We start from the raw sequence: 25,795 nt of genomic DNA on the forward strand, positions 1-25,795 counted from the left end.
TCTGATCATGCGCTTGACTTGGCTTTTCACTGATGGGTTATGACTTGATTGCCACCACTCGTTTGAGCCAGGACAACGCCATTTCTGGCAGCATCCAATAATTCAGAAAAATTTCCGGATGAGTCCGGCATTATTTCCGCCACGCCAAAACTTGCCGTGATATCCACACCGGCTGGACATAAATTTTCAATCGATTTGCGAAGTTTTTCTGCAATGATAGTCGCATTGTAAACATTGCAGTGCGAGAGCAGTACCGCAAACTCTTCACCATCGTAACGAGCGGTAATATCTTCTCGGCGAATGGATTGAGTGAGCAGCGAAGCTATTTTTTTCAGAATTGCATCGCCTTTTGTATGACCATGCTGTTTATTAATCCATTGAAATTTGTCAGGATTGATCAGAATCAAGCTGCAGGGAATGCTGTGCCGCGTTGCTTCGCGCATTTTTGACGCGGCAGCTTCCAGCAAAAAATAGCGATTGTACAGTCCAGTCAATGGATCCTTGAGCGCCAACTCCTGCAGGAGATGTTGCTGCGTAGCCGATTTTTCGCGTAATTGCTTATTGAGAATCAATGTATGGATCCTGGCAAGCAGTTCCTCCTCAATCAATGGCTTGGTCACGTAATCAGCAGCACCCAAGCGCAGTAATTCGACCTTGTGCGCCACATCATCCAGAACCGAAAATACCAATAAGGGTACGGATTGTTGCTGATTTTCATCAAGCTGCCGTATTGCTTTAAGGGTACCGTAGCCGTTCAATTTTCCCTTCAACATTACATCCGTAAGCACAAGATCATAGGCATTTTTTTCAAAGGCTTCGAGGCCCTGTTCACCTGTGCTGCAATGGTCAACCGTAAAGCCATTTTCCGTTAAAACGGATAATGTCAGGTTTGCTGCAGACGGACTCTCCTCAATATATAAAATACGTCCGGCCATTGCTCCGCTGGATTTCTTTCTCGAAAATTGTGCGGCAAAGTTTGTGATCTTATCTAATTCATGTTTAGCAAATATTTCAGATATGCCGGCTGAAAATGCTTCATCTAGCAACTTCTTGTCGTCATTGGAGGTGACCATGATGATCGGAACTTGCTGAGTTTGGGAATTGGATCGAATATGTGAGGAAAACCTAGGCGCATCCATATCTTGCAAGTGCATTGCAACAAAAACGAGATCGAACGAGTTTGTCTCCAATAACGCCAGCGCTTCACTCCCGGACGATACCTGCTTGGTTTTCAATCCGCCTGATTCGATCGCTGAGGATAAAAGTTTTTGATATGTTCTGGAGGGTTCGACGATCAATCCTTCCATAATTGACTGCTCCCGGGTTCCCAATTGCCTTATCGAAAGTGAGGGAAACTCTGAAAAACCACTGCGCTCAGTTATGTTGAGCCTAAATCAGACTCAAAATGCTCATTTACATTCGTAAGCTGTGCGTTTTCATCTGATTTCGCCTTGCCTGACTGTCGCTCGTTACTTTTTTCAGAGTTTCCTTAGAAACTAGCCGCGCTATAAATTAAATAGGTATAGCGACATAGCAATCGATTTTTTTAGAAAAATTTTTATGAATCAGGGGAAATATGAGAGAAAGAAGCGAGCAACGACTATCCTGCCGTGTGATGAATATGATCAAACGATGAATATTTAGTGGCCCCGGAAGGGTTTTATCATTAACGACAGAACAAATACGAGTGCGCTGAACAAAACGATCGTTGTTCCTGAAGCTACATTGAGCATGTAACTCAAATACATGCCGATCACATTGCTGGTTGCGCCTAAGATGCCAGAATACAACAGCATTCTGCCAAAACTATCTGTCAACATTCGGGCTGTCATGGCAGGGGCAATGAGCGTGGCGGCCACCAACGTGACACCGATGACGTTCAACGACGCTATGACAGAGAATGTCAGCAGCAATGAAAACAACAATTGCACGGATTTTCTCTTGACCCCGAAGATCTGGGCAGCTTCAGGATCGAAGGTAGAAAACAATAGTGACCGATAACTAAAGAACATGACGACAAGAGTCACCAACCCCACCATTCCGATGAGCAGCAGATCGGATCCGGTAATTCCGAGAATATTGCCAAATAAAGCTGCCTCAAAGTTTTGCCGGAAATTCTTCAATGTACTGACCATTGCCACACCCAATGCAAACATCGCCGTGGTAACAATGCCGATCGCAGCATCCAGTTTGATTTTGTTATTTTTAGTAATGATATCGATGATCAGCGCCGCCAATACGCCCATTGCGCAGGCCCCCAAATAAAAGTTCAGATTCAGTGCCGCGGCCATGACGGCTCCGCCAATGGCCGCATGAGCCAATCCATGACCAACATAGCTCATTCCACGCAATACCACGTAAACGCCGATCAACCCATTGGATACACCGGTCACGAATGCAGCCATCAAAGCATTGCGGAAAAATTCATATTCAAGAGGCTCGAGAAGAAATTCCATGCATGTCTTATCCAAAATCAAGCGGCGTACTATTGGCGATTAGCAAGTGACCTTGATGCTTGACGATGACGATATCGCCGCCGTAAGTTTGGGTCAGAATGTCATTGGTAAAAATATCTGCAGGCCGGCCCTGCGCGATGACGCTTCGATTGAAACAGATGACCCAGGGTAGATGTGAAGCAACCGCATTCAAGTCATGCGTGGTCAATAGGATGGTCATTCCTTCCCGATTGAGGTCATTCAGCAGGTGGAGTATTTCATGCTGAGTCTTGATATCGACGCCTGAGGTTGGCTCATCCAATATCAGTAATTGCGGGTTGTTTATCAATGCCCGCGCCAGGAATGTGCGTTGCCGTTGTCCTCCAGAAGTATCGCTGATATGGTTTTTCAAGCAGTTTTCCACCCCTAAACGACTGGCAAGCGACTGAATAGTGGCGCGTTCTTGTTTGTTGAGCCACGGCATGACGCGTCCATGGGTGTTGAGTCCCATCGCGATCACTTCTTCGACAGTGACTGGGAAATTCCAATCGACGCTGCTCAGTTGTGGCACGTAACCGACGGTTCCCGGATGAATTTTGTTCGCCGGCTTGTTGAATAAGCGAATTTGGCCAGAATTGACGGGATGAATGCCCAAAATGATTCTGAGCAATGTCGACTTTCCGCTGGCCGTAGGACCCACGATGCCCGCAAGTTGACCGGTGGCGATCGTCAACGAGAGATCGCTCAATACGATGCATCGCTCATAGCCTGCAGTGATATCAGTCAAGGAGATGGCTGGATTTGATGGCACATCAGAATGGAATGTTTTTTGCATCGACGTGCGCCATGCAGGTGGAATTACCTTTGAGTGCTTCTGTCATGATAGCTACGTTACGAGCCATCATGCCAATATAGGAATGATTGGGTGGAGCCGGTAGTTCATCATCGGAAAGCTGATCAATGAAGTTGACCTTGGCTTCACGTGCGATTTGTTCCATTACCTTGCTGGGAAACACTTCTGAGCCGAATATCGCAGGTATGCCGGCTTCCTTGATGTGTTTAATAATGCGAATGACTTCCTGCGGGCCGGGTTCGGAAAAATCTGCAGGTTGCACGGCGGCGATGACCGTCATCCCATACCGAGGCGCGAAATATGCAAAGGAATCATGATAAGTGACCAGTTTCCGATGGTTGACCGGAATCGTATCAACGCATTTGAAAATTGCCTCATCGAGCCTTTCCAATTTGTTGAGATAGGCCAAGGTGTTTTTTTGATAATCGAGCTGATGGGCTGGATCAAGCTCAGCCAAGCTTTCATGAATGATATCTGCATATCGTTTCACCAATTCAACATTGAGCCACAGATGAGGATTGGGATGTCCGTGTTCGCGTGGAAAACTGAAGTCATACTGCCAATCTTCCTTCTTCAGCGTTAGATTCCCCAGCAACAAAATCGGAGTGTTGGGATTTTTGACCTTTTCAGCCAATTTCAGCGCTGGCAACTCCAGATCAAGCCCATTCATGATGATCATGTCGGCTACCTGCAAGATTTTGATATCCGAAGGGATGGGCTCGAAGGTATGCGAATCGATGCCATCCGGAACGATTCCGACTACACGGACATGGGTACCGCCGATATTTCTGACTATATTGGTAATAGGGGCGACTGTCGAAACGATGGTGAGTTTCTCACGCGTTTCAGCTGCGAATGATGAATTCAAAAATATGAATATCGACGCAATTAACAGACATTGTGCAATGCAATGAATGAAGCGTTTCATTTCTGGAGTTCCTTCGAATGGTCATGTAGTGTGTGAAAATAAAATTATTTATCACATTCTAGTTTACTATAAGAACTCTCAAAGCTTTACAGCTATTAGGTATGTGAATTTTGGGGGAAATGAACATGGTCGAAATCGCAAGGTTTGGCAGTTTACTTAAGCAGTGCGTGAACAATTGCATGCTTACTTTACTGGGGTTGCCGATTGTCTCAAGTGCTGCGGGAGTGCCGACACTCAAGGAAATGGTCATCCGTTCGAATGCGCGGGAGCTGATCGGTACCGCCAACTCCGCCAATGAAGGCACTGTGCTGAAACAGCAACTCGACTCTCGCACAGTGTATCGTCCAGGAGAATTGCTCGAAACCGTGCCTGGGTTGATTGTTACCCAGCACAGCGGGGAAGGGAAGGCGAATCAATATTTTCTGCGGGGTTTCAATCTGGATCATGGCACGGATGTGCGGATCACCGTGGACGGCATGCTGGTCAACCAGCGTTCGCATGGTCATGGTCAGGGGTGGGCGGATACCAATTTCATCATCCCGGAATTGCTGGGTAATTTGCAGTACTTAAAAGGCCCATACTATGCGAACCAAGGTGATTTCTCTTCAGCAGGCGCGGTCAGCTTGAGTTATGTCGATAAATTGCCGCAAGGGATACTCAGTTATGGTCTGGGACAGCAAGGATTCATGCGTGGATTAATTGCCAAATCACATGCAGCGGGTGCTGGAAATGTACTGTATGCAGTGGAATTGCTGACCAAGGATGGCCCATGGGTCAAGCACGAGGATTACAAGAAATTTAACGCTTTATTACGCTATAGCCAGGATAGCGGTTCAACCAAATTGAATGTAACAGCCATGGGCTATGGCGGCAATTGGAATTCAACCGATCAGATTCCGGTTCGGGCTGTCGCAGCAGGCATTATTCCACGGCTTGGTACAATCGATCCGAGTAGCGGCGGTGAATCCCATCGTTTCAGCCTTTCTGGCGCATTGCAGCATATCAGCCGTTATGGGATCACTCAGATGAATCTCTATACGCTCCATAGCAATTTAGCGTTGTTTTCAAATTTTACTTATTTTTTGGAAGATCCCGTCAATGGTGACCAGTTCTCCCAGATTGATAAGCGCTTTCAATCGGCGATGAATGTCAATCATCTCTGGTCTCATACGCTCAAGGGATCTGAAATCGAGCATATGATAGGGATTCAGTTTCAAAACGATGTTATCGATAACGGATTATTGAGCACCAAAGCGCGCACCATTTTATCCACTACACGTCGCGACCACATCAACCAGAACAGTGTGGGCCTGTATTATCAGAACAGCATTCAATGGTTGGAGAAATTTCGTACTGTAGCCGGTGTGCGCTCGGATTATTATTGGTTTGATGTCAATAGCACGTTGAACGCCAATTCGGGAAGGCGCTTCGATAGCATGACCAACCCCAAGCTGAGTGTGATTCTGGGACCATGGGCACACACCGAATTCTATTTTAATTACGGCAGCGGATTTCACAGCAATGACGCGCGTGGCACGACATCGACGGTAGATCCTAAAACAGGAGATCCGATGAGCCGGGTCAATCCGCTCGTCCGTTCGACGGGATATGAGATTGGGGTTCGCACGGCTTTTGTGCAGGGCTTACAGGCTTCTTTTGCTGCGTTTCGGCTTGATCTCGATTCTGAATTACTATTTGTCGGCGATGCCGGTACCACTGAAGCCAGTCGCCCCAGTAGACGGGAGGGGTTCGAAGCCTCGATGTTTTACATGCCGACTGATTGGCTGACGATTGATATCGATTACGCCCTTGCCCGAGCCCGGTTTACTGATGCTGATGCCAGCGGCAATCATATTCCGGGAGCGATCCAAGGGGTAGGAAAATTGGCAGTTTCTGTAGACAACGTTGGGCCATTGTTTGCCGGCATGCAATTCCGCTATTTTGGGAAACGCCCTTTGATTGAGGATAATAGTGTGCAATCAAATCATACCGTGACGCTAAATGGTCAGATCGGCTATAAAATCGGCAAGAATGCCCGCCTGATCGTGCAAGGATTCAATTTGCTGAACACGCATGCTCACGCCATCGATTATTATTATTCTTCCCGGCTTCCGGGTGAACGCAGCGCCGGTGTCAGCGATATTCACTTCCATCCGATTGAAAGCCGATCGCTACGCGTCAATTTGACGGCGAATTTTTAATTCCTGAGATTATTTGAAATTTAAATGCTTGTTGGAAGATATTTTAGTGCTTATGATGAGGCAATGATTTTTGGAATGAAATTTTCTGAGGAGTGCTTATGGAGCGGTTTACGATTTCAATGGATGATCAGTTATTTGAGCAATTTGATACGATTTCCCAAGCCCGTGGTTATGATAATCGCTCAGAAGCTATCCGTGACCTCATTCGAGATTACCTTGAAAACTCGCGCCTCGAAAAAGATAACAAGGGGTACTGCATTGCGACGCTCAGTTATATTTTCAATCACCACCAAAGAGATTTGGCCAGTCAAGTCACTTCAGCCCATCATCATCATCATGATTTAACGTTATCCTGCATGCATGTCCACATGGATCATGATAATTGTCTCGAGGTTGTCATATTGCGCGGCACGATCCAGGATGTTAGGCTCTTTGCCCATCGGGTCATCGCCACCAATGGCGTACGGCATGGCAAATTGCATATTGTTCCCATTGAGTTATCGCAGGAGCTTCACGCGCATTCTACAGTTCCACATACCCACTGCAGTCCGCTGACTTGAGTCAATCTAAAATTGCTTGCTGATGTTGAGGAAATTCTAAAACAGCACATAGCGACCACGCAAAGCGGCATCAGAAAGAAAGCGCAGTTCAGGGATATTCGATGAGAATGAGCATGTGAAATCTATTCCAGTGCACCATGACCCGAGCCCAATGGTTTTTCAGAATTTCCCAAGTTAAGGCGTATGAGCCCAATATTTGGATTTGCTGGCGGCAAATAAAAACATCCACATCACTAAAACAAAAGGAAATGTGAGCGTCGGTAACCCGAGAGGGGCAAGAAAATTGGCCAATCCAGCTTGACAGATGATGGTTACTATTCCGGCCAATAACGCGAGGATTGCGCTTCCTGTCGTGGGTTTCAGAAAAACCCATCCTACCGCCATCATGGTGAGAACAGGATTGAAGGCATAGAGTCCCATTTGAATGAGCGTCTTATCGGCGCCCAAGATAACGGGAATGACCACGCCCACTATTGCTCCGCCTAATGCCATCAGCGCCCCGCGCAATGAGGTGATGGCAATACCGACCAGGAATAGAATGCCGACGATCACACTATCTGCGAACATCACTTCGCCTATGCCTTTGGTGATTGCAGTAAGCCAAGCAACCGCAGTCTCTTGAGTCATGGCTGAAAATTCCATAGGAACTGCTGATGCGGCAGTAATCTCGGCTGGAATTGCTGGCGCTGGCAATACCGGTCCGCGTGAGAACATATCGAATGAGTATACTGCGATCATGAACATCCAACAGGTCAGGACAAACGGCGACGTGGAGGCCGGTATATTATAAGGCTGTAAAATTCTCATCAACGCTGCAAGCACAACTGTAGACACCACCGAAGCCAATACCACGAACAGCCAGAGTTGCGGCGTATTCTCCAGGAATAGGAATAGACAGGGACCTACTAGCGTACCGTTGAAACCATAGAGCCCGGCATCGATGTCATCTTCCGAAAAACCCAATAAGTAAGCAGCAACCGTGCTGCTGATGACACCCACTGTCGCAGCAAGTCCGGCAGTGATCCCCCCGATATAGAGCGCTATCAGAAAAACAAGGCCCGTGACCGCATTGCAGCAGAAAAATACTTGCCCGACACCCCTTAAAATTACACGTAGTGGTCTTGGCAGTGCTTTGTCGATTGATAAAGATCCATCCATGATGATCGATTCCTCAGGTATAGTGTAAATATATTGATGAATCAGCGGTATGTTTTAAAAATCCTGGCAACTGGTGCTGATTAATTTGCTACACATGCAATTGAGCGCTTTGTTGTTTGACTTCTTCCAGCAGGCCTTGCTTTACAATGAAATCGACAATCTGATCCACGCCCTCACCTGTATGCAAATTCGTGAATACAAAAGGGCGGTCGCCGCGCATTTTTTTCGCGTCTCGCGCCATGACATCCAAACTGGCGCCCACATAGGGAGCGAGATCGATTTTATTGATGACGAGAAGGGCAGAGCGCGTGATTCCCGGACCGCCTTTGCGTGGTATTTTTTCTCCAGCGGCAACGTCGATGACATAAATGGTGAGATCTGAAAGTTCAGGACTGAATGTCGACGCTAAATTATCCCCTCCTGATTCCACAAGGATGAGATCCAAATTAGGAAAATCTGCAATCATGCGCGCGATGGCTTCGAGGTTGATGGAAGCGTCTTCACGGATTGCCGTGTGCGGGCATCCACCGGTTTCGACGCCCATCAAACGTTCCGGCGGCAGTGCATTGGCGCGCAACAGGATTTCCATGTCTTCCTTGGTATAGATATCATTGGTAATGACGGCCATTTCATACTGATCGCGCATTTTCTTGCTCAGCGCCTCACATAAAGCGGTCTTGCCCGATCCAACCGGCCCGCCTATCCCCACGCGTAGAGGATTTGAATGTTTGTTCATGTGTTATACCTCATAATTATGATCGATAGACCCGACTATATTGTATTTCATGCTGCATCGACAGTAATGATAAGCCCGGAGCCCAGTTCGATAGATCATCGTCAGCCAGCTGCTGCGCATGCAGGGCTGCTTTTTCGATTGCCGGATGCAGCGATAACAAGAGTTTTTGACCTGAAACTTGTCCCAGCGGCACTGATTTGACGCAAGCCAATACTTGATTCTCAACCAATGAAAACAGCATGCCCAGCAAGGCAGCTTCATGTGGTATCGCAAGCGCTTCCGCGGCGTATGCAAAAGCCGTGGGCAAGGGTATCTCGGATCGATGCTGCAGAATTGCGCCCAATGATTCATCCGCAACTTTGAGATCGATGACGAGCTTTGCCAATGAATAGCCCATCTGGATGGTTTCCGCACGAAATTCGGCAGTGTCGCGCGCAGCAACGAAATAATCGCTCCAATAATTCACGGCTTCGATATCGCGGTCGGCGAACGATAGAAGTAAACGCCATACGATCGGCGCTTCAAAATCGGCGATGATATGCAAGGACTCCGAAATCCACGCGCGCGCCGATTGCTCATCGTGAACAGTACCTTTTTCTATAGCGGATTCCAGTCCTTGCGAATAAGTATAGGCGCCGATCGGCAGCGAGGGGCTGGCGAGCTGCAACAAACGAAGCAATAGGGTTGATTGCACGTTAGCACTCCTAAGAATGTGAATCCGAGGGGCGGTGAATTTTTTGACGGGCCGGTATCGGCGCCAGCGGACCATGGGCATGAAAATGACCATCACCATGATGATGGCCCGCGCCTCCGTAGGCGCCCGCTTCAGGCTCAAAAGGCGCATCCTCTTCGATAACCGCCGCGCCTAATCCTTCCAGCATTTGCTTGAGTACACTGTCTTGATGGATTCGCAAAAAAGCATCGCCAACTTGCGTTTGTGTGTGGCGATTGCCTAAATGAAACGCGCATCGTAATAAATCCTGCGCTGATTGGCAGGTGACGCGATAAGTGGGTTCATGGGCCGCGATGATCTGCACCACCCGCCCATCAGTGCTTTTGAGCAAATCACCATGGCGAAGCACTGTGCCTCTCGGCATGAAAATGGCCACTTCTTCTCCACAATCCAGTGCTGCTCTCAATCGACTGTTTTCGCGCATTTCATAAGGTAAAACGAGTTGCGCGAATATCGAGTCGGCACGATCTATTTTAGTGTTCAATGTAAGCATGTTATGACGATCAGTGAATGGAGATGGGATTTAAAACAGGAAGTAGCGCTGCGCCATGGGCAACACATCCTCGGCACCGCAGCTTAATAATTGACCATCAGCCCTCACTTCATAGGTTTCAGGATCCACTTCCATCTCTGGCGTAGCGCCATTATGAATCATGTCTTTTTTGCGCAGATTCCGCGTATTCTTGACTTCGATGAGATTTTTATCCAGTTTCAGCTGATCAACCAGACCTGCACTCAATGCGGCCTGTGAAGCAAATGTGAAACACGATGTTTTGATGCCGCCACCGTATCCGCCAAACATATAGCGATAATGCACGGGCTGTGGCGTGGGAATGGAGGCATTCGGATCACCCATCAGAGAGGCTGCAATCATGCCACCTTTCAGGATCATCGATGGCTTTACCCCAAAAAAGGCCGGTCTCCACAGTACAAGGTCAGCATATTTACCTACTTCTATCGATCCTACTGCATGCGCAATGCCATGGGTAATTGCGGGATTGATCGTATATTTGGCAATGTAGCGTTTGACCCGGAAATTATCATTGCGTGAATTATCTTCCTGCAACGTTCCCCGCTGTACTTTCATTTTATGAGCAGTTTGCCAAGTACGCAGAACGACCTCGCCGATACGTCCCATCGCCTGGGAATCTGAAGACATCATCGAGATTGCACCCATATCATGCAGGATATCCTCCGCAGCAATCGTCTCCTTGCGAATACGTGATTCGGCAAATGCAAGATCCTCGGCAATATTGGCATGCAGATGATGGCAGACCATCAGCATGTCCAAATGCTCGTCCAGTGTGTTGACCGTATAAGGTCGAGTTGGATTGGTGGACGAAGGCAGCACGTTATCCAGACCGACCACCGCGATGATATCGGGCGCATGGCCGCCCCCGGCTCCTTCGGTATGGAAAGTATGAATGGTGCGATCCTTCATCGCAGCAACGGTATTTTCCAAGTAGCCGCCTTCATTGATCGTGTCCGTATGAATGGCGACTTGCACATCATATTTGTCGGCAATATCCAAGCAGTTGTCGATGGCGGCAAAAGTCGTGCCCCAGTCTTCATGGAGTTTCAAACCACATGCGCCGGCTAATACCTGTTCTTCCAGAGGAGTGGGTAAGCTGACATTACCTTTTCCGAAAAAGCCCGTATTCATGATCAGTCCATCCGATGCTCTGAGCATCGAATGGATATGCCATGGCCCAGGGGTACATGTGGTTGCGGCTGTACCTACTGCGGGGCCTGTTCCACCGCCCAGCATTGTCGTGATGCCATTCATCATCGCGTCTTCGGCTTGTTGCGGTGAAATGAAATGAATATGCGTATCGACACCGCCGGCGGTCACGATCAAATTTTCCCCGGCGATGATCTCCGTGCCAGCGCCAATTGCCATCGTGACATTGGGTTGAATATCCGGGTTACCTGCTTTACCGATATTGGCAATTTTGCCACTTTTGATACCAATGTCAGCTTTGACGATGCCCCAGTGATCGATAATGAGTGCATTGGTGATGACCGTATCCATCACATCTGCGTGATTGCGCTGTGACTGTCCCATGCCATCGCGAATGACTTTACCGCCACCAAATTTCACTTCTTCACCGTAGGTGGTGAAGTCTTTTTCGACTTCGATCATTAATTCTGTATCGGCCAGGCGCACGCGGTCTCCGGTTGTCGGACCCATCATCTCGGCGTAGGTTTGACGGGAAATTTTTACGCTCATTTTTTTACTCCTGTAAAATTGCTGCGATTGATGCTATTTCAGCTTGCCCATCACTTTCTGATTAAATCCATACACGATCCGGTCTCCGGAAAGCTCCACCAGCTCAACCGTTCTTTCTTGGCCTGGTTCGAAGCGGATAGCCGTTCCTGCCATGATATTCAGTCGCATACCGTAGGCGGCCTCACGGTCGAATTTCATCGCGGAATTCACTTCATAAAAATGAAAGTGCGAGCCAATCTGAATGGGACGATCTCCGCTATTCGAAACAGTTAAGGTCTTTGTTTTTCTGCCGGCGTTAAGCTCGATGTCACCTGATTCAGTAAAAACTTCGCCGGGTATTAGAGGTATCCGCATGGTGATCTCCTATTGCTAAACTAAATAATTGGATTATGAACAGTCACTAATTTGGTGCCATCCGGGAAAGTCGCTTCAACTTGGATGTCCGGAATCATTTCCGGCACGCCTTCCATTACATCAGCCCGGGACAGAACTTTTTGGCCGGCTGTCATCAATTCTGCAACTGATCGGCCATCTCTTGCGCCTTCGAGTACGGCGCAGGTAATCAATGCGACCGCTTCCGGGTAATTGAGCCGCAGGCCGCGGGTTTTGCGCCGCTCAGCTAGTAACCCGGCAGTAAATATCAAAAGTTTGTCTTTTTCTCGGGGCGTTAAGTCCATCATTTTCTCCTGAATGAAATAGTAATTTTCACAAGTGCATCGTTGAAGTTGGCATTCATTGCTTTGAAACTTTTACCTAATTGATCAGGTATTCCACATGCGAGGCACGATCGCATCGCGGCCCAGCAATTCCGGTCGGAATAGCCCCCATAGCCGCAGCATCACAAGCCGTGCAATTTCACTGGAATCACCGAGATATCGGGCCACAACTACCGATTTGAGTTGGGAGATGCCGGTTTGGTCCGTTTTTCGGATGATTTTCTGAGCATTCTCACGAGCTGAGTCAATCAATGACTGGGGTAGCGTTTTCCCAGTCAAAATTAGCGTCGCGCATACCGTTTTCCCCGCAAGAGCCAATGGCCCGGCTATTGCTGAGCTTTCACCTTGAAGCCTGATTTGTTCCAGCCAGATTAATTGGTTGTTTCTTTTGATTCGCGTGCGTTGCCTAATTTGACCTTCATTGAATGATTCGCCGGACGCAGTTCGTCCAAAGCATAATATTTCACATCCGATAAACTTGGCATCGCCTTCAAGCATGACTTCAGTATCGATATGAACATCGGCATGATTGTAAAAGATTGTTTCTTGTGGAACCCATTCGAGCGAGGCATTTTTCTCTACGCTGATTCGTATTTTTTGATGTGAAACATGGCCATTCGATTTGTACCATTTGGCTGCTCCAGGCGTAGTGATTTGTGCATGCGCAGATGCGCCAACATGCGTCGAGATTGCAAGTTGATCGCCACCGACGACGCCGCCCGGTGGGTGAATGATGACCGCATGGCAGACATCGCGTCCTTCCGGGTATAGCGGTTTCTGTACCAACAGAGGGCCATAATGATCTCGCGATACCAAGCGAGTAGTGCCCTGATCTTCAGCGAACCGAAGTGACAATCTTGCTTCGAGCGGCTTGTGCACTGAATCGGGAAGTGTGTCACGTATTTCCGGATCTCTCACTTGCTGAGGATAACTCAAAATAGTGGGACGAGGTTTTTTGAAGAGTAGCTCGTCTGAATGGGTTGGTAGCAGCATGAAATTAGGTCTGTCAATGTGTAAGGCTGAGTTTTAAAGTAGTTCTAAATCTGGAGTTGGAATGAAATTTTGAAAACATCCTGAGCAGGGCCAGTGACGCCGGGAGCATAATTCAATCCCTTGGACAAAAGATCTCCATGCTGATAATAGGCTGAGACCCGGGCATTGAAACCATCGATAATATAATTCACGCCGGCTTCGATTTCCTCTCGATGACTGCTTCGGTTCGGTTGTACACTGGTAAACCGGCCATACGGTTGAAATTGTCCGATGCCGATCTTGCCGGGAATGAGGTAAAGTCCGGTCACTGTCCAGGATTTACCATCAAACATGCAAAAGCAATCACGGTCAGAAAATGCGGCGGTCGAATAGCCTGCATAGAACTGCTTATACTCGGCGTTCAACGTCGTGACGCCCATATTTCTCGATAACACTTTTTCAAATAATAGGTCGCCCGTAAATCCAAGAAAATCACTGCGATGAGCGGATGATCCTGCGCCATTTTTTTGATATGACATGCCAAACGCCAGTGCTAGAATATCTCCGGCTTTACCAAAATAAGTACTTGATGTGTAATAGCCAGGATTTTTTTCCGGGTTCAGAAAATTATAGGTGATACGCGCTGCTGTCAGAATTGCCCCATTCGGATTGGGGCCGCTGATACGAGAAGACTCCAGGCCACGAAACACACCCATCGCGTAACTGAACGTTCCGGGAATAAAGCCGGGCTCAGCATTTCCCCAGAAAGTTACCCCATCGTCACGGCCATACCGGCCTGCGCCGCCATCTCCAAATTTGACGCTGAAATCCTGCGAGAAAAAAGGCGTTTTGAAAGCATCATGCGTGGCTTGAAAAAATGGACCGCTGAGTTCCCCCCGTTCGGTGGGCACCAGCATGCGTCCTCCCCAAACATTGAAATAGCGGTTGTATTCGAATTTAGCGATGGCATCGAGGATGTTATAGGACATCCGGGGATTTTCATTGGAGGCCGTATTGTTACAAAAAAAACAGTCCGTATTGACTTCAAATTTGAGGTATTGGTTAATTTGTCCATTGAAATAGATACGCGCATTATCGTTACTATAATGGCCGCCGTCCAAATTACCATTTGCGTTTTCAGTCCACAATCCTGTGCCTCGATAACCTGCTCCCAGGCTGATCCATCGCGTCTCGCTGGCTTTGATTTTCAATCGATCGGAAATCGGTTTGACCGACACATCGAACGCATAGGCTGCCGATACAGTCCACAAAATACTCGACATCATGACTATCAAGCGAATTTTTTTCAAGAAGTGAATGATGCTTGCTTTTTTGTAGCCAGAGGAATGGGATAAGCAGGTGAAGGCCGAGCAAGCTAAGGAAGCAACTTGACGGAAAATCAGAAAGTAGCTGTTGTGTTTCTGCATGAAGCATCTACCTCAGGAAAGATTTATCAAATTGAATATTTGATCGCTCGTACCGACAATTCAACAAAAACTCTAGAGATCAAATTCTATCGTATAAATTTTTTTGAGCTGTCAACGTAATACTTTTTTTACATTCCATATGAAACTAGCTTCCCAGGTTTGAGTTGATTAAAGTAGGCTGGGGAATCATCCTCACTTGCCATGAAATGAAGGATCAATTTTTTAAGGGACGAATTTCGTATCAAAAATTGTCTGCTGCAGTTTGAAAAGGTAAACTCCCTGTACATTTCTGCTAATTTTTTTATTAGAAACAGAAATCTTATGGTTTTAAATGGTAGAGACTCAATTTTTACTACATGTTAAAGGAGTTTTTGATGAAAAGAATTACCGGAATGTCATTGATTTTTTCGATATTTTTCTTCTTTTCTGCGCAAGCGATTGCTTCAGATAGTTATTTCGGTAATGCCAGTGAAAAATTTGTGAGCGGTATCGCCAATGCAGTCACGGGCTGGGTTGAGTTGCCGAAAAACGTTATCCTGACTTCGCAAAAAGAAGGGCCATTGTATGGAGCTACCATTGGAGTAGGCATGGGCATCATGCATACGGTGGGACGCAGCCTCGTGGGTGTTCTGGACGCCGCTACATTTTTTATTCCCACCAAGCCTTCCGTTAATCCTCCATTCATTTGGCAGGATTTTTCTAGAGAAACATCGTATTAATTATCTAACTCAAGTTCTCGCCGAGTACGAGAATAAGGATAAGAAACAGGCATGAATAAAAACAGCGCCGTATGTATTGATACGGCGCTGTTTTGGTAAACAGAATAAGCTACAAAAGAAATTATCCCTGAGCCTGGAGCGCAGCAATTCTCTCTTCCAATGGCGGATGAGACATAAATAACTGAGCCAATCCGGCACTTCTGCCACCTGAAATGCCAAAAGCAGCCAATTGATCGGGTAATTGTGCTTGTTGGCTGTTCAATTGCAAGCGGCGCAATGCGGCAATCATTTTGCTTCTTCCGGCAAGCTGAGCGCCCCCGGCATCTGCACGAAATTCACGTTGGCGGCTGAACCACATGACGATGATGGTAGCCAAAACGCCCAAGACGATTTCGGCAATGATATTGGTGATCCAAAAAGCCGGACCATGACCTTCTTCAGTCTTGAAGATGACACGGTCGACGGTATGTCCGATGACACGCGACAGGAAAATGACAAAGGTATTGACGACACCTTGAATAAGCGCCAAGGTCACCATATCGCCGTTCGCTACATGACTTACCTCATGAGCCAACACTGCTTCAGCTTCATCTTGAGACATGTTGTTCAATAAGCCAGTACTGACGGCGACCAGTGCATCGTTTTTGGACATGCCAGTCGCGAACGCATTCACGTCTGGCGCATCGTAAATCGCAACTTCAGGCATGCCGATGCCGGCTGCTTTGGCTTGACGCTGTACAGTGGTTACCAACCAATGCTCTTGCGCATTGCGCGGCATTTCGATGACTTGCGCACCTGTAAACCGCTTTGCAGTCCATTTCGACATCGCGAGTGACATCAAAGAACCACCAAATCCGAATACTGCAGCAAATATCAGGAGTGAATTGATGTCGAGACCGGTTCCTTGGGCATCGAGAATTTTTTCTACGCCCAACAGGCGTAACGTAATGCTCAATACCACGATGATGGCTAAGTTCGTTGCTAAAAAAAGCAGAATTCTTTTCATTTATTTTTACTCCGTGTTAGCGATAATCTCAAACGAATAGGATGTAAGAACATATACTCTTTTTTCAAGAGCGCGTTAAAGCTGAATTTTAACCAAGAAAGTTCTGAATGAGGTAGCGGGCGATAATCAGGTAGACGAAAAAGTACCGTATATGCGACGAAGATGAACATTTTGAACGTGTTTCCATTTACGCTCATGGGAGCGTGAGCACGATAGATTTCGTTGATTATTGCAGATTTCTCTTCTGAGAGTGCATCAGCGTTTGATGAATGAGCCGTGCCGGAAGTTCAGAAAGAAAAAAATTGATGATTGCAAAGAACGGGTTTAACGGTTGATGGAGATTAGGGCTGCGGTGCGCCGGTTACAATCTGGAACAGGATCTCGTCTTGCTTGATCATGCCGAGATCGCTACGGGCGCGTTCCTCGATGGCTTCGATACCTTGCTTTAAATCATTGACTTCAGCTTCGAGCATGCCATTGCGATGCTGGAGCATTACATTATTCTCGCGGGCAGCAATCACATCCTGATCTGCTTCCCAAACTTTTTTCCAGCTGGTTTTGCCAAACCATAACGGATATTGCATTAATGCGATCAACAGAAGCAGTACCAAAGCCAGTAGTTTCATTATCGTAATTGATAGAATGCTCTTCGATTCGCATAATTGGCAGAATCACCCAGGTCTTCTTCAATCCGCAAGAGCTGATTGTATTTGGCCAATCGATCAGATCGGGACATCGATCCGGTTTTTATTTGCAATGCATTGGTGGCGACCGCGATATCCGCAATGGTCGTATCTTCGGTTTCTCCGGAACGGTGTGAAATGACCGCGGTATAACCGGCACATTTGGCCATTTCTATGGCGGAGAATGTTTCAGTGAGTGTGCCGATCTGATTGACTTTGATCAAAATCGAATTCGCGATTCCGCGCTTGATGCCTTCTTGTAGAATTTTCGCATTCGTGACGAAAATATCATCGCCCACAAGTTGAATCGACTTGCCGAGTTGTTTGGTGAGCAATTCCCAGCCTTTCCAGTCATGTTCACTCATGCCATCCTCAATCGTGATGATCGGATATTTATCCACCCAGGAAGCAAGATAATCCACAAATTGCGCGGATGTCAGCTGTAACCCATCCGAGGCCAGATGGTATTTGCCATCATGGAAAAATTCAGAGCTGGCACAATCGATACCGATCGCAACTTCATTTCCAGGTTGATATCCTGCCTGGTCGATGGCTTGTACAATCAATTGCAAAGCCGATTCGTTATTTTCAAGATTCGGTGCAAACCCGCCTTCATCGCCAACTGTGGTAGGCATGCCTTTTTCATTGATGAGCTTTCTCAGTGAGGCGAATACTTCGGCACCACAGCGGATGGCATCACGGAAATTCGCTATTCCCAAGGGCACGATCATGAATTCCTGCATATCGATATTATTATTGGCATGCGCACCGCCGTTAATTAAATTCATTAACGGCACGGGCATGGACATCAACCCAGCGCCGCCCAGATAACGATACAGCGGTAAACCGGATTCTTCAGCAGCAGCCTTGGCGACCGCCAGAGATACCGCCAGAATTGCATTGGCTCCAAGTCGGGATTTATTTTCAGTGCCATCCAATTCGATCAGTGCTTGATCGATGAAGCTTTGGTCGACGGCATCCAATCCCATCAATGTTTCAGAAATCTCGGTATTGACATTTTCTACCGCTTTGAGCACTCCTTTGCCTGAGTAACGTTGTGCATCACCATCTCTCAACTCTACCGCCTCGCGGGTTCCCACAGACGCGCCGGAGGGAACCGAGGCGCGACCCAACACGCCGGATTCCAGCAGAACGTCTGCTTCAATGGTTGGATTGCCGCGAGAATCTAAAATTTCACGGGCGATGACATCTACTATTGCACTCATGCTGCTTTTTTCCTCTATGTTTAATTAGTATTATTGCTCTGATTACACAACTAAAACGCTGGTACGGATTACAATTCGATCGGTTTTGTCAGGATGATTGATTTCTTTCAAACTGGCGTATGAATAATTACGTTATTGCATGCAGTTTTTCATTGATGGCTTGATGATGATTAGAAAAATTAATGGCCGCTTGTACGTAGGACTTGAACAATGGATGTCCTAATCGCGGTGTAGACGTAAATTCAGGATGAAATTGGCAAGCCAGGAACCAAGGATGCTCGGATTCAGGAAGTTCGATCACTTCACAGAGGTTTTCTTCCTTGGAAAATCCACTGATGCAGAGTCCTGCTTTTTCCAATTTTGGAATATATAGGCTATTGACTTCATACCGATGTCGATGCCGTTCAATGATTGTGTCAGCACCGTAGATTTTCCAGGCGAGAGAATTCTTTTTGAGCACACATTCTTGCCCGCCCAAACGCATACTGCCGCCAATATCGGAATGTTCGTCTCTGGTTTCAAGGTATCCATCGCGGGTGCGCCATTCAGTAATCAATCCGATGACGGGAGACGAAGTGTCAGGATTGAATTCCGTACTATGAGCGCCTTTCATATTCGTTTTATGACGGGCATATTCAATGACGGCTAACTGCATTCCCAAGCAGATACCTAGATAGGGAATACGATGGGTGCGCGCAAAACTGATAGCTTGAATCTTACCTTCGACCCCTCGTTTGCCAAAACCGCCCGGAACCAGAATGGCATCCATACCCAATAAACAATCCGTGCCGTCTTTTTCGATATGTTCTGAATCGATGTAAGTGATGTTGATCTGACTCTGCGTATGGATTCCGGCGTGAGTGAGGGCCTCAGATAATGATTTGTAAGATTCGGTCAGGTCGACGTATTTTCCGACTATCGCAATATTGACTGAAAATTTGGGATGTTCAAGTGCATGTACCAGTTTTTTCCAGACGCTTAAGTCCGCTGGTTTGGCAAGAATATTCAATTTATGGCAGATAATCTCGTCCAGCATTTGTTCATGCAGTAGAGCCGGAATTTTATAGATGCTGTCGACATCAATGGCGGAAATGACGGCTTCTTCCGGCACATTCGTGAACAATGCAATTTTGCGACGCTCTTCTTTGGGTAAGGCGCGATCGGAACGGCACAGCAGTACATCAGGTTGAATGCCGATTTCCCGCAATTCTTTGACTGAGTGCTGAGTCGGTTTGGTTTTCAATTCACCTGCTGAACCGATGTAGGGCAGGAGCGTGAGATGAATGAAGCACGTATCATGGCGAGGATGTTGCACGGCCATTTGACGAATCGCTTCCAAAAAAGGCAAGGATTCGATATCGCCCACGGTGCCGCCGATCTCGATGATGGCGACTTGGGCATCCCCGATGCCTGCCTGGATGTAACGCTTGATTTCATCGGTGATATGAGGAATCACCTGAACTGTGCCGCCGAGATAATCACCGCGCCGTTCTTTACGGATGACGCTTTCATAGATTTGACCGGTCGTGAAGTTATTATGGCGCGTCATGCGGGTACTGATGAATCGCTCATAATGCCCGAGGTCAAGATCGGTTTCGGCGCCATCTTCGGTCACAAAAACTTCGCCATGCTGGAATGGACTCATTGTGCCGGGATCGACGTTAATGTAGGGGTCCAATTTGAGCATCGTCACTTTGATTCCGCGTGTCTCAAGCAGCGCGGCCAAGGATGCCGCAGCAATACCTTTGCCTAATGAAGATACAACCCCGCCTGTTACAAAAACGTATTTGGTCATAAGTGACGATTGTTAACAGAATATTCCAACGAAAAAAGCAGATTGTTTTTTATAAACCATTTAATCAGGCAGCATTTTCCGATAATGAATCAGCGGATTTCAGCAAGCAAAAACCCCATCATTTGTTCAGCCTGGTGGCGATAATTGCTACCAAATAGATTTAAATGATTCAGGATATGGTAAAGATTATAGACTATTTTGCGGGTATTATACCCGGAATCCAATGGATATTCATGCCGGTATGCCGAATAAAAATCTGCGGGAAAGCCGCCGAAAAGCTCAGTCATGGCGATATCCGCTTCTCGATCACCATAATATATCGCGGGATCAAAAATGATCGGATTCCCCATTTCGTCGAAAGCGTAGTTGCCGCTCCATAAGTCACCATGCAGTAATGAAGCGGCTGGGGATGCCTCGGCTAGAAGCTTGTCCAACTCGAGCAGGATGTTTTCCCCCAATGTTTGTAATTTGCCATTGAAGCCATTTTTTCGGGCGAGGTCGAGTTGATAACCCAAGCGATGAGTGCGCCAGAAATCCACCCAATTGGAGGATATTGAGTTTACCTGGGGAGTTGCCCCAATCGTGTTATTGCGGATCCACCCAAAATGAGTCGATGTTGTGCGATGCATGGCGGCAAGCTGCTTGCCTAAATCGGATCCTTTGCCGGATGCGCGGCCGCTGATGTCGATGTATTCCAGAACCAGCCAGGCAGAATCAGCGTCGCTTCCGTGACAAATGGGCGATGGGACGCGCAATGTCCGGGATCGATAAATTTCCATCAGACCTGCAGCTTCATCTTCAAACATGCAAAGTTGTTCGCGAGTGTTTAGCTTTACAAAATAATGTTGCCTACCATCAGTGATGCAGTAAGCCTGATTGATGCAACCGCCGCCGATCGGCGAACTGCGGGTGATGACAAAGGAGGTTTGTGTGGAAGCAGAAATATCGGCGGCGATGCTGTCCCATGTTTGCGTGCTGAGGGAGTTTTTCACTGCAATCGCTTACATCAGACTGTGAGCCACTGCCGGGCCCGTTCAATTGCAGCCTGAACCTGGCTCGGTGCAGTGCCACCGGTATGATTCCGGCTCTGCATGGAACCTTCGGGTGTCAGAATTTTAACAATGTCTGCTTCGATCAGCTGAGAGAATTGCTGCAAATCCTGCAGCTCCAGATCGTTCAAATCGCAGTTTTTTTGTTCAGCATACTGTACGGTTTTTGCTACGATTTCATGCGCATCGCGGAAAGGAATACCTTTTTTGGTCAAATAATCGGCTAAATCAGTGGCTGTGGCGTGTCCGCGCAAGACTGCTCGGCGCATGGCCTGCTGATTGACCTGAACGCCGCTGAGCATATCGGCATAAATCCGCAGCGTATCAATGATGGTGTCGACCGTATCGAAGAGCGGCTCTTTATCTTCCTGATTGTCTTTATTATAGGCCAGCGGCTGTGCTTTCATGAGTGTGAGCAAAGCAACCAAGTGACCATGAATACGGCCCGTTTTTCCTCTGACCAATTCGGGCACATCCGGGTTTTTTTTCTGCGGCATGATCGAAGAACCGGTGCAGAAACGATCTGCTAATTGGATAAAGCCAAACGATGGATTCATCCACAGAATAAATTCTTCCGATAATCGCGATAAATGCGTCATGATGAGAGAGGCGCAGGCACTGAATTCGATGGCAAAATCCCGATCCGACACGGCATCCAGTGAGTTCTGGCAAACTCCTTCGAATCCGAGCAGTTCGGCGACCAATTCGCGGTTGATCGGATAGCTGGTCCCTGCAAGCGCAGCAGACCCAAGCGGTAGTTGATTGACGCGTTTTCTGCAATCGATCAATCGTTCACTATCGCGTTTGAGCATTTCGAAATAAGCCATCAAATGATGGCCGAACGAAATCGGTTGAGCCACCTGCAAATGGGTAAAGCCGGGCATTACTGTGGTGATATGCTGTTCAGCCAAGTTCAGCAAGGCAGTCTGCATGGCCTTGAGCAAGCTGATGATATCGTCGATGGCTGTTCGCAAATACAACCGAATATCGGTGGCTACCTGATCATTGCGGGAACGGGCGGTGTGCAGCCGCTTGCCGGCATCTCCGATCAGAGCGGTCAGGCGCTTTTCAATGTTCAAATGGACGTCTTCAAGTTCTTGCAGCCAAACGAAGCGATGCTCACGAATTTCCTGTTGAATTTGACTCAAACCCTGTTGAATGGCCATCAGGTCATCCTGGCTGATGATTCCTTGCTGACAAAGCATTTGCGCATGCGCCAGCGAACCTTGAATATCGTATTCGGCCAAGCGTTGATCAAAACGGATCGATGCGGTGTAGCGTTCAACCAGTTCTGAAACGGGTTCACTAAAACGGCCTGACCATGTTTTTTTATTGTTATTTGCCACTGGATCGTTATTCATAGCATCCACAATGTTCCTTGAAATTGCTTCAAGTCGCCAATTATAAACAGAAACACTCCAGTAGTTTGGGGCAGTTATTTTTGCAACTGTCGTATTATCGTATTAAATTTAAACCCTGCTGATTATGTTGTTGATTATTAGAAATCTAATTTTGATGAATGGCGCTCTTGGATACATTTTCGTTTAATTCATCCAGTAATGACGGGCATAATTGCAACGACTGCACTTTTCCTTATGGCAGGTTTAGGAGATAATCTGACTCTGAATTTTCCTCAGTTATCAAACAATCCAACACACAAGGAGCTATTCATGGCGGATCGGAACACGCAAAATCATACTGAACAATCCACACCCACCACTTTTTTCTCTATATTGAGCGATAAATTCGAATGGATTTCTAAAATACCAACCATGCAGCTATCTGCCAAGTATGGTGCAGCGCTCGTTGGACTCATCGTTGTCGTGGTTGTTTGGAAATTTATAGCTGTCAGTAAAGTTGAATCTGACATGGCGAAAAAACTTGAAAATGAACGTGTGATGATCAAACAGCAAGCTCGTGAATATGCAGACACTCAATATGCGCGAGAAGAAGAGCGGTTTGGACAGGTGTTGTCTTGGGCGGTGCGGGGGGAATTGATCCGCAACAATCTAGATCAAATCGACCAGTATTTGAGCGAAATCGTTAAGATGAAAGACACCGAGCGAGTGGTATTGATCAATGAGGAAGGAGAGCTACTGGTTTCCACCGATAAACGGCTTGAAGAGACCAAAGGAATCGAATTATTTCCAAAAGAAATTCTGAATCTGCAAAAAATTACCATCAAATCGGATGTCGATGGCAGAAAAATTCTGGTGATTCCTGTGATGGGTCTGAATAAGAAAATTGCTACAGTCGTTGTCAGTTATAAACTGGCGAAATTGTAAATTTCGAATTCTAATCATGATGTCGATAACATCCTGAACATCAACAGTTAAAATATTGACTCAAAAGCCTTTGAATCTTCAAAGGCTTTTTTATGTAATAAAGAAGCTGTACGAGAACCGGTCACGCTCAGTCAATGTAAAATTGGGTGGTAAAAAACGGTTTATATAGCCTGATTTTAACGTCGAATGCTTGAAACGAGCAGCCTTCAGAGTTTTCTCAGGAAGAAGTGGTTCGCCTAATGCGAGCGCCCAAAGCCGACAATTTTCCTTCAATATTTTCATAACCCCGATCCAGGTGATAAATCCTGTCGATCAAGGTTTCGCCCTGTGCGGTTAATCCGGCGATGACCAGACTGGCCGATGCACGCAAATCGGTCGCCATCACATGGGCGCCATCCAGTTTGGGGATACCATGAATGATCGCTGCATTGCCTTCCACTTCAATATCGGCATTCATGCGCTTGAGCTCCTGCACATGCATCAGGCGGTTCTCAAAAATAGTCTCGGTAATGATGGCAGTTCCATCAGCAATGCAATTCAACGACATGAACTGGGCTTGCATATCGGTTGGAAAAGCTGGATACGGGGCAGTTCGTAAATTGATCGACTGTGGCTTCTTGGTCATGTGCAGATGAATCCAGTTTTCTGCGGATTCAATGTGAGCACCCGCTTCGGTCAATTTGTCCAGAACTGCATCCAATAAGTTGGAAGAGGTGTTGAGTAAGCGGATATCGCCGCCAGTGGCTGTGGCGGCCACTAAAAAAGTACCTGTTTCGATACGGTCCGGCATCACGTTGTATTCACCTCCATGCAGCACGGGCACGCCTTCGATCGTGATGATATCGGTGCCGGCACCATGAATTTTTGCACCCATTTTACGCAAGCAATTCGCCAGATCGACAATTTCCGGCTCGCGCGCTGCATTCTCAAGCGTCGTGATGCCTTCTGCCAGTGTTGCGGCCATCATCAAATTCTCTGTTCCTGTCACGGTAACGATATCAAATACAATTCTTGCGCCACGCAATTTTTTTGCAACCGCCTGAATGTATCCATGTTTGATCGCAATGTCTGCTCCCATCGCCTGGAGTCCCTTGATATGCTGATCGACGGGGCGCAGGCCGATCGCGCATCCTCCCGGTAATGAAATATTCGCTTCACCGGCGCGCGCCAATAACGGTCCCAGCACCAGGATGGCTGCCCGCATGGTTTTGACCATTTCGTAAGGCGCTACGAGATGAGTCAAATGGCTGGCGCATAGCTCGATTCTGGAAGAGGCCGGAGTAGTGACATTGACACCCATTTGCTGCAGCAATGATTGCATCGTGGTGATGTCCTGAAGATCGGGAACGTTATCGACGACGAGAGATTCACGTGTCAATAATGCGGCGCACAGAATGGGTAACGCTGCATTCTTGGCACCTGAAATAGAAATTTGCCCTTCGAGGGGGAAGCCGCCCTGGATAATCAGTTTTTGCATTCCATCAAGATGCTCAATAAAATTTAATCAAATCGTGTCAGGATGGCTTGAGATCAAGCTCATCGTCAACCACTCGCCAGTTGAAATATGCCGGAGTTCACTGCATGATAGCGCAGCAAATCATCTAAAGGGTTTGCCGCAGCTACTATAACAAAAAATTAGCGTATAAAATTTACCAGGAGAAAAAATGAGTAAACAAATCATCCATACCCCACATGCGCCGCAGGCCATTGGTACCTATTCTCAAGCTGTCAGAGTCAGTGGTGGCGATACGGTGTATGTTTCTGGCCAGATAGGATTGGATCCTGTCAGCATGACGATGACGGACGATATTGAAAGCCAGATTCAACAGGTCTTTTCCAACTTGAAAGCGGTTGCGTCAGCCAGCGGAGGGAGCCTCAATGATATCGTCAAGTTGTCGGTATTTCTGACTGACCTTGATCATTTTGCCTTGGTAAATCAAATCATGGCCTCTCATTTTTCTGAGCCCTATCCGGCACGTGCGGCAATCGGGGTCAAATCGTTGCCGAAAGGCGCTTTGGTAGAAATGGATGCGGTGATGGTCGTGCAACGCTTATAGAATATATCACTGCCTTGAAGATACCG

General features: G+C 47.2%; 25 protein-coding genes. 5 read left to right on the forward strand and 20 right to left on the reverse strand.

The genetic code is table 11. The annotated features are described in order from the left end of the window. Positions 1-26: 26 nt before the first annotated feature. The 4 genes from ABF87_RS02705 to ABF87_RS02720 form a co-directional block, all read right to left on the reverse strand. Positions 27-1,307 (reverse strand): response regulator, encoded by a 1,281-nt coding sequence (locus ABF87_RS02705; RefSeq protein ID WP_160827599.1) that lies wholly within the window; start codon positions 1,305-1,307, stop codon positions 27-29. A 333-nt stretch (positions 1,308-1,640) separates the two neighbouring features. Beyond that, positions 1,641-2,456: a metal ABC transporter permease gene (locus ABF87_RS02710; protein WP_160827600.1), complete on the reverse strand. Its 816-nt coding sequence runs from the start codon at positions 2,454-2,456 to the stop codon at positions 1,641-1,643. Positions 2,457-2,463: 7 nt separating this feature from the next. Beyond that, positions 2,464-3,270: a metal ABC transporter ATP-binding protein gene (locus ABF87_RS02715; RefSeq protein WP_160827601.1), complete on the reverse strand. Its 807-nt coding sequence runs from the start codon at positions 3,268-3,270 to the stop codon at positions 2,464-2,466. Next, positions 3,248-4,216: a metal ABC transporter substrate-binding protein gene (locus tag ABF87_RS02720; protein WP_160827602.1), complete on the reverse strand. Its 969-nt coding sequence runs from the start codon at positions 4,214-4,216 to the stop codon at positions 3,248-3,250. The genes ABF87_RS02715 and ABF87_RS02720 overlap by 23 nt, the downstream gene beginning before the upstream one ends. Positions 4,217-4,395: 179 nt before the next feature. Between ABF87_RS02720 and ABF87_RS02725 the strand changes: the two genes are divergently transcribed. Further along, complete coding sequence (locus tag ABF87_RS02725; protein WP_205012650.1) at positions 4,396-6,417, forward strand: TonB-dependent receptor; 2,022 nt, start codon at positions 4,396-4,398, stop codon at positions 6,415-6,417. A gap of 98 nt (positions 6,418-6,515) precedes the next feature. Further along, complete coding sequence (nikR, locus tag ABF87_RS02730) at positions 6,516-6,977, forward strand: nickel-responsive transcriptional regulator NikR (protein WP_160827604.1); 462 nt, start codon at positions 6,516-6,518, stop codon at positions 6,975-6,977. Positions 6,978-7,151: 174 nt separating this feature from the next. Here nikR and yut read toward each other — a convergent pair whose 3' ends face one another. From yut to ABF87_RS02775, 9 genes are all read right to left on the reverse strand, one after another. Then, positions 7,152-8,135, reverse strand: coding sequence for an urea transporter (gene yut / locus ABF87_RS02735; RefSeq protein ID WP_160827605.1), 984 nt, complete (start codon positions 8,133-8,135; stop codon positions 7,152-7,154). Positions 8,136-8,223: 88 nt separating this feature from the next. Continuing rightward, entirely contained in the window at positions 8,224-8,871 is a 648-nt protein-coding gene (gene ureG, locus ABF87_RS02740; RefSeq protein WP_160827606.1) for an urease accessory protein UreG, read from the reverse strand. Positions 8,872-8,887: 16 nt separating this feature from the next. Next, on the reverse strand, positions 8,888-9,565 hold the full coding sequence (locus ABF87_RS02745) for an urease accessory UreF family protein (protein ID WP_160827607.1): 678 nt from the start codon (positions 9,563-9,565) through the stop codon (positions 8,888-8,890). A 10-nt stretch (positions 9,566-9,575) separates the two neighbouring features. Further along, positions 9,576-10,097: an urease accessory protein UreE gene (gene ureE / locus ABF87_RS02750; RefSeq protein WP_160827608.1), complete on the reverse strand. Its 522-nt coding sequence runs from the start codon at positions 10,095-10,097 to the stop codon at positions 9,576-9,578. A 30-nt stretch (positions 10,098-10,127) separates the two neighbouring features. Next, positions 10,128-11,834 carry an urease subunit alpha gene (gene ureC / locus ABF87_RS02755; protein WP_160827609.1) on the reverse strand — a complete coding sequence of 569 codons (1,707 nt, stop codon included), beginning with the start codon at positions 11,832-11,834 and terminating at the stop codon, positions 10,128-10,130. A 33-nt stretch (positions 11,835-11,867) separates the two neighbouring features. Beyond that, complete coding sequence (locus ABF87_RS02760) at positions 11,868-12,188, reverse strand: urease subunit beta (RefSeq protein WP_160827610.1); 321 nt, start codon at positions 12,186-12,188, stop codon at positions 11,868-11,870. Positions 12,189-12,208: 20 nt separating this feature from the next. Continuing rightward, on the reverse strand, positions 12,209-12,511 hold the full coding sequence (locus ABF87_RS02765) for an urease subunit gamma (RefSeq protein WP_160827635.1): 303 nt from the start codon (positions 12,509-12,511) through the stop codon (positions 12,209-12,211). A gap of 84 nt (positions 12,512-12,595) precedes the next feature. Beyond that, on the reverse strand, positions 12,596-13,543 hold the full coding sequence (locus ABF87_RS02770) for an urease accessory protein UreD (RefSeq protein ID WP_160827611.1): 948 nt from the start codon (positions 13,541-13,543) through the stop codon (positions 12,596-12,598). Between the two features lie 44 nt (positions 13,544-13,587). Continuing rightward, complete coding sequence (locus ABF87_RS02775; protein ID WP_240143491.1) at positions 13,588-14,832, reverse strand: hypothetical protein; 1,245 nt, start codon at positions 14,830-14,832, stop codon at positions 13,588-13,590. A gap of 491 nt (positions 14,833-15,323) precedes the next feature. Between ABF87_RS02775 and ABF87_RS02780 the strand changes: the two genes are divergently transcribed. Further along, complete coding sequence (locus tag ABF87_RS02780) at positions 15,324-15,668, forward strand: exosortase system-associated protein, TIGR04073 family (protein WP_160827612.1); 345 nt, start codon at positions 15,324-15,326, stop codon at positions 15,666-15,668. Between the two features lie 121 nt (positions 15,669-15,789). Here ABF87_RS02780 and htpX read toward each other — a convergent pair whose 3' ends face one another. The 6 genes from htpX to argH form a co-directional block, all read right to left on the reverse strand. Beyond that, complete coding sequence (gene htpX / locus ABF87_RS02785; RefSeq protein WP_160827613.1) at positions 15,790-16,674, reverse strand: protease HtpX; 885 nt, start codon at positions 16,672-16,674, stop codon at positions 15,790-15,792. A gap of 341 nt (positions 16,675-17,015) precedes the next feature. Beyond that, on the reverse strand, positions 17,016-17,300 hold the full coding sequence (gene ftsB / locus ABF87_RS02790) for a cell division protein FtsB (protein ID WP_160827614.1): 285 nt from the start codon (positions 17,298-17,300) through the stop codon (positions 17,016-17,018). Beyond that, positions 17,300-18,583 carry a phosphopyruvate hydratase gene (gene eno, locus ABF87_RS02795; RefSeq protein ID WP_160827615.1) on the reverse strand — a complete coding sequence of 428 codons (1,284 nt, stop codon included), beginning with the start codon at positions 18,581-18,583 and terminating at the stop codon, positions 17,300-17,302. Before eno ends, ftsB begins: the two co-directional genes overlap by 1 nt. 127 nt (positions 18,584-18,710) lie before the next feature. Then, the gene (locus ABF87_RS02800) at positions 18,711-20,378 is read right to left on the reverse strand and encodes a CTP synthase (protein ID WP_160827616.1); all 1,668 of its coding nucleotides are present in this window, start codon (positions 20,376-20,378) and stop codon (positions 18,711-18,713) included. An 89-nt stretch (positions 20,379-20,467) separates the two neighbouring features. Beyond that, entirely contained in the window at positions 20,468-21,370 is a 903-nt protein-coding gene (locus ABF87_RS02805) for a fructosamine kinase family protein (RefSeq protein WP_345789867.1), read from the reverse strand. A 14-nt stretch (positions 21,371-21,384) separates the two neighbouring features. Then, positions 21,385-22,788: an argininosuccinate lyase gene (gene argH / locus ABF87_RS02810; RefSeq protein ID WP_160827617.1), complete on the reverse strand. Its 1,404-nt coding sequence runs from the start codon at positions 22,786-22,788 to the stop codon at positions 21,385-21,387. A gap of 309 nt (positions 22,789-23,097) precedes the next feature. On the opposite strand from argH, the gene ABF87_RS02815 reads away from it, so the two are divergent. Continuing rightward, the gene (locus ABF87_RS02815) at positions 23,098-23,712 is read left to right on the forward strand and encodes a hypothetical protein (protein ID WP_160827618.1); all 615 of its coding nucleotides are present in this window, start codon (positions 23,098-23,100) and stop codon (positions 23,710-23,712) included. 217 nt (positions 23,713-23,929) lie between these two features. Here ABF87_RS02815 and murA read toward each other — a convergent pair whose 3' ends face one another. Continuing rightward, positions 23,930-25,189 (reverse strand): UDP-N-acetylglucosamine 1-carboxyvinyltransferase, encoded by a 1,260-nt coding sequence (gene murA, locus ABF87_RS02820; protein ID WP_160827619.1) that lies wholly within the window; start codon positions 25,187-25,189, stop codon positions 23,930-23,932. A gap of 187 nt (positions 25,190-25,376) precedes the next feature. On the opposite strand from murA, the gene ABF87_RS02825 reads away from it, so the two are divergent. Next, positions 25,377-25,769, forward strand: a complete 393-nt coding sequence (locus ABF87_RS02825; protein ID WP_160827620.1) for a RidA family protein — start codon at positions 25,377-25,379, stop codon at positions 25,767-25,769. Positions 25,770-25,795 lie beyond the last annotated feature (26 nt).

The organism is Nitrosomonas sp. JL21 (assembly GCF_009833095.1).
In the GTDB taxonomy this organism is placed as follows: Bacteria; Pseudomonadota; Gammaproteobacteria; order Burkholderiales; family Nitrosomonadaceae; genus Nitrosomonas.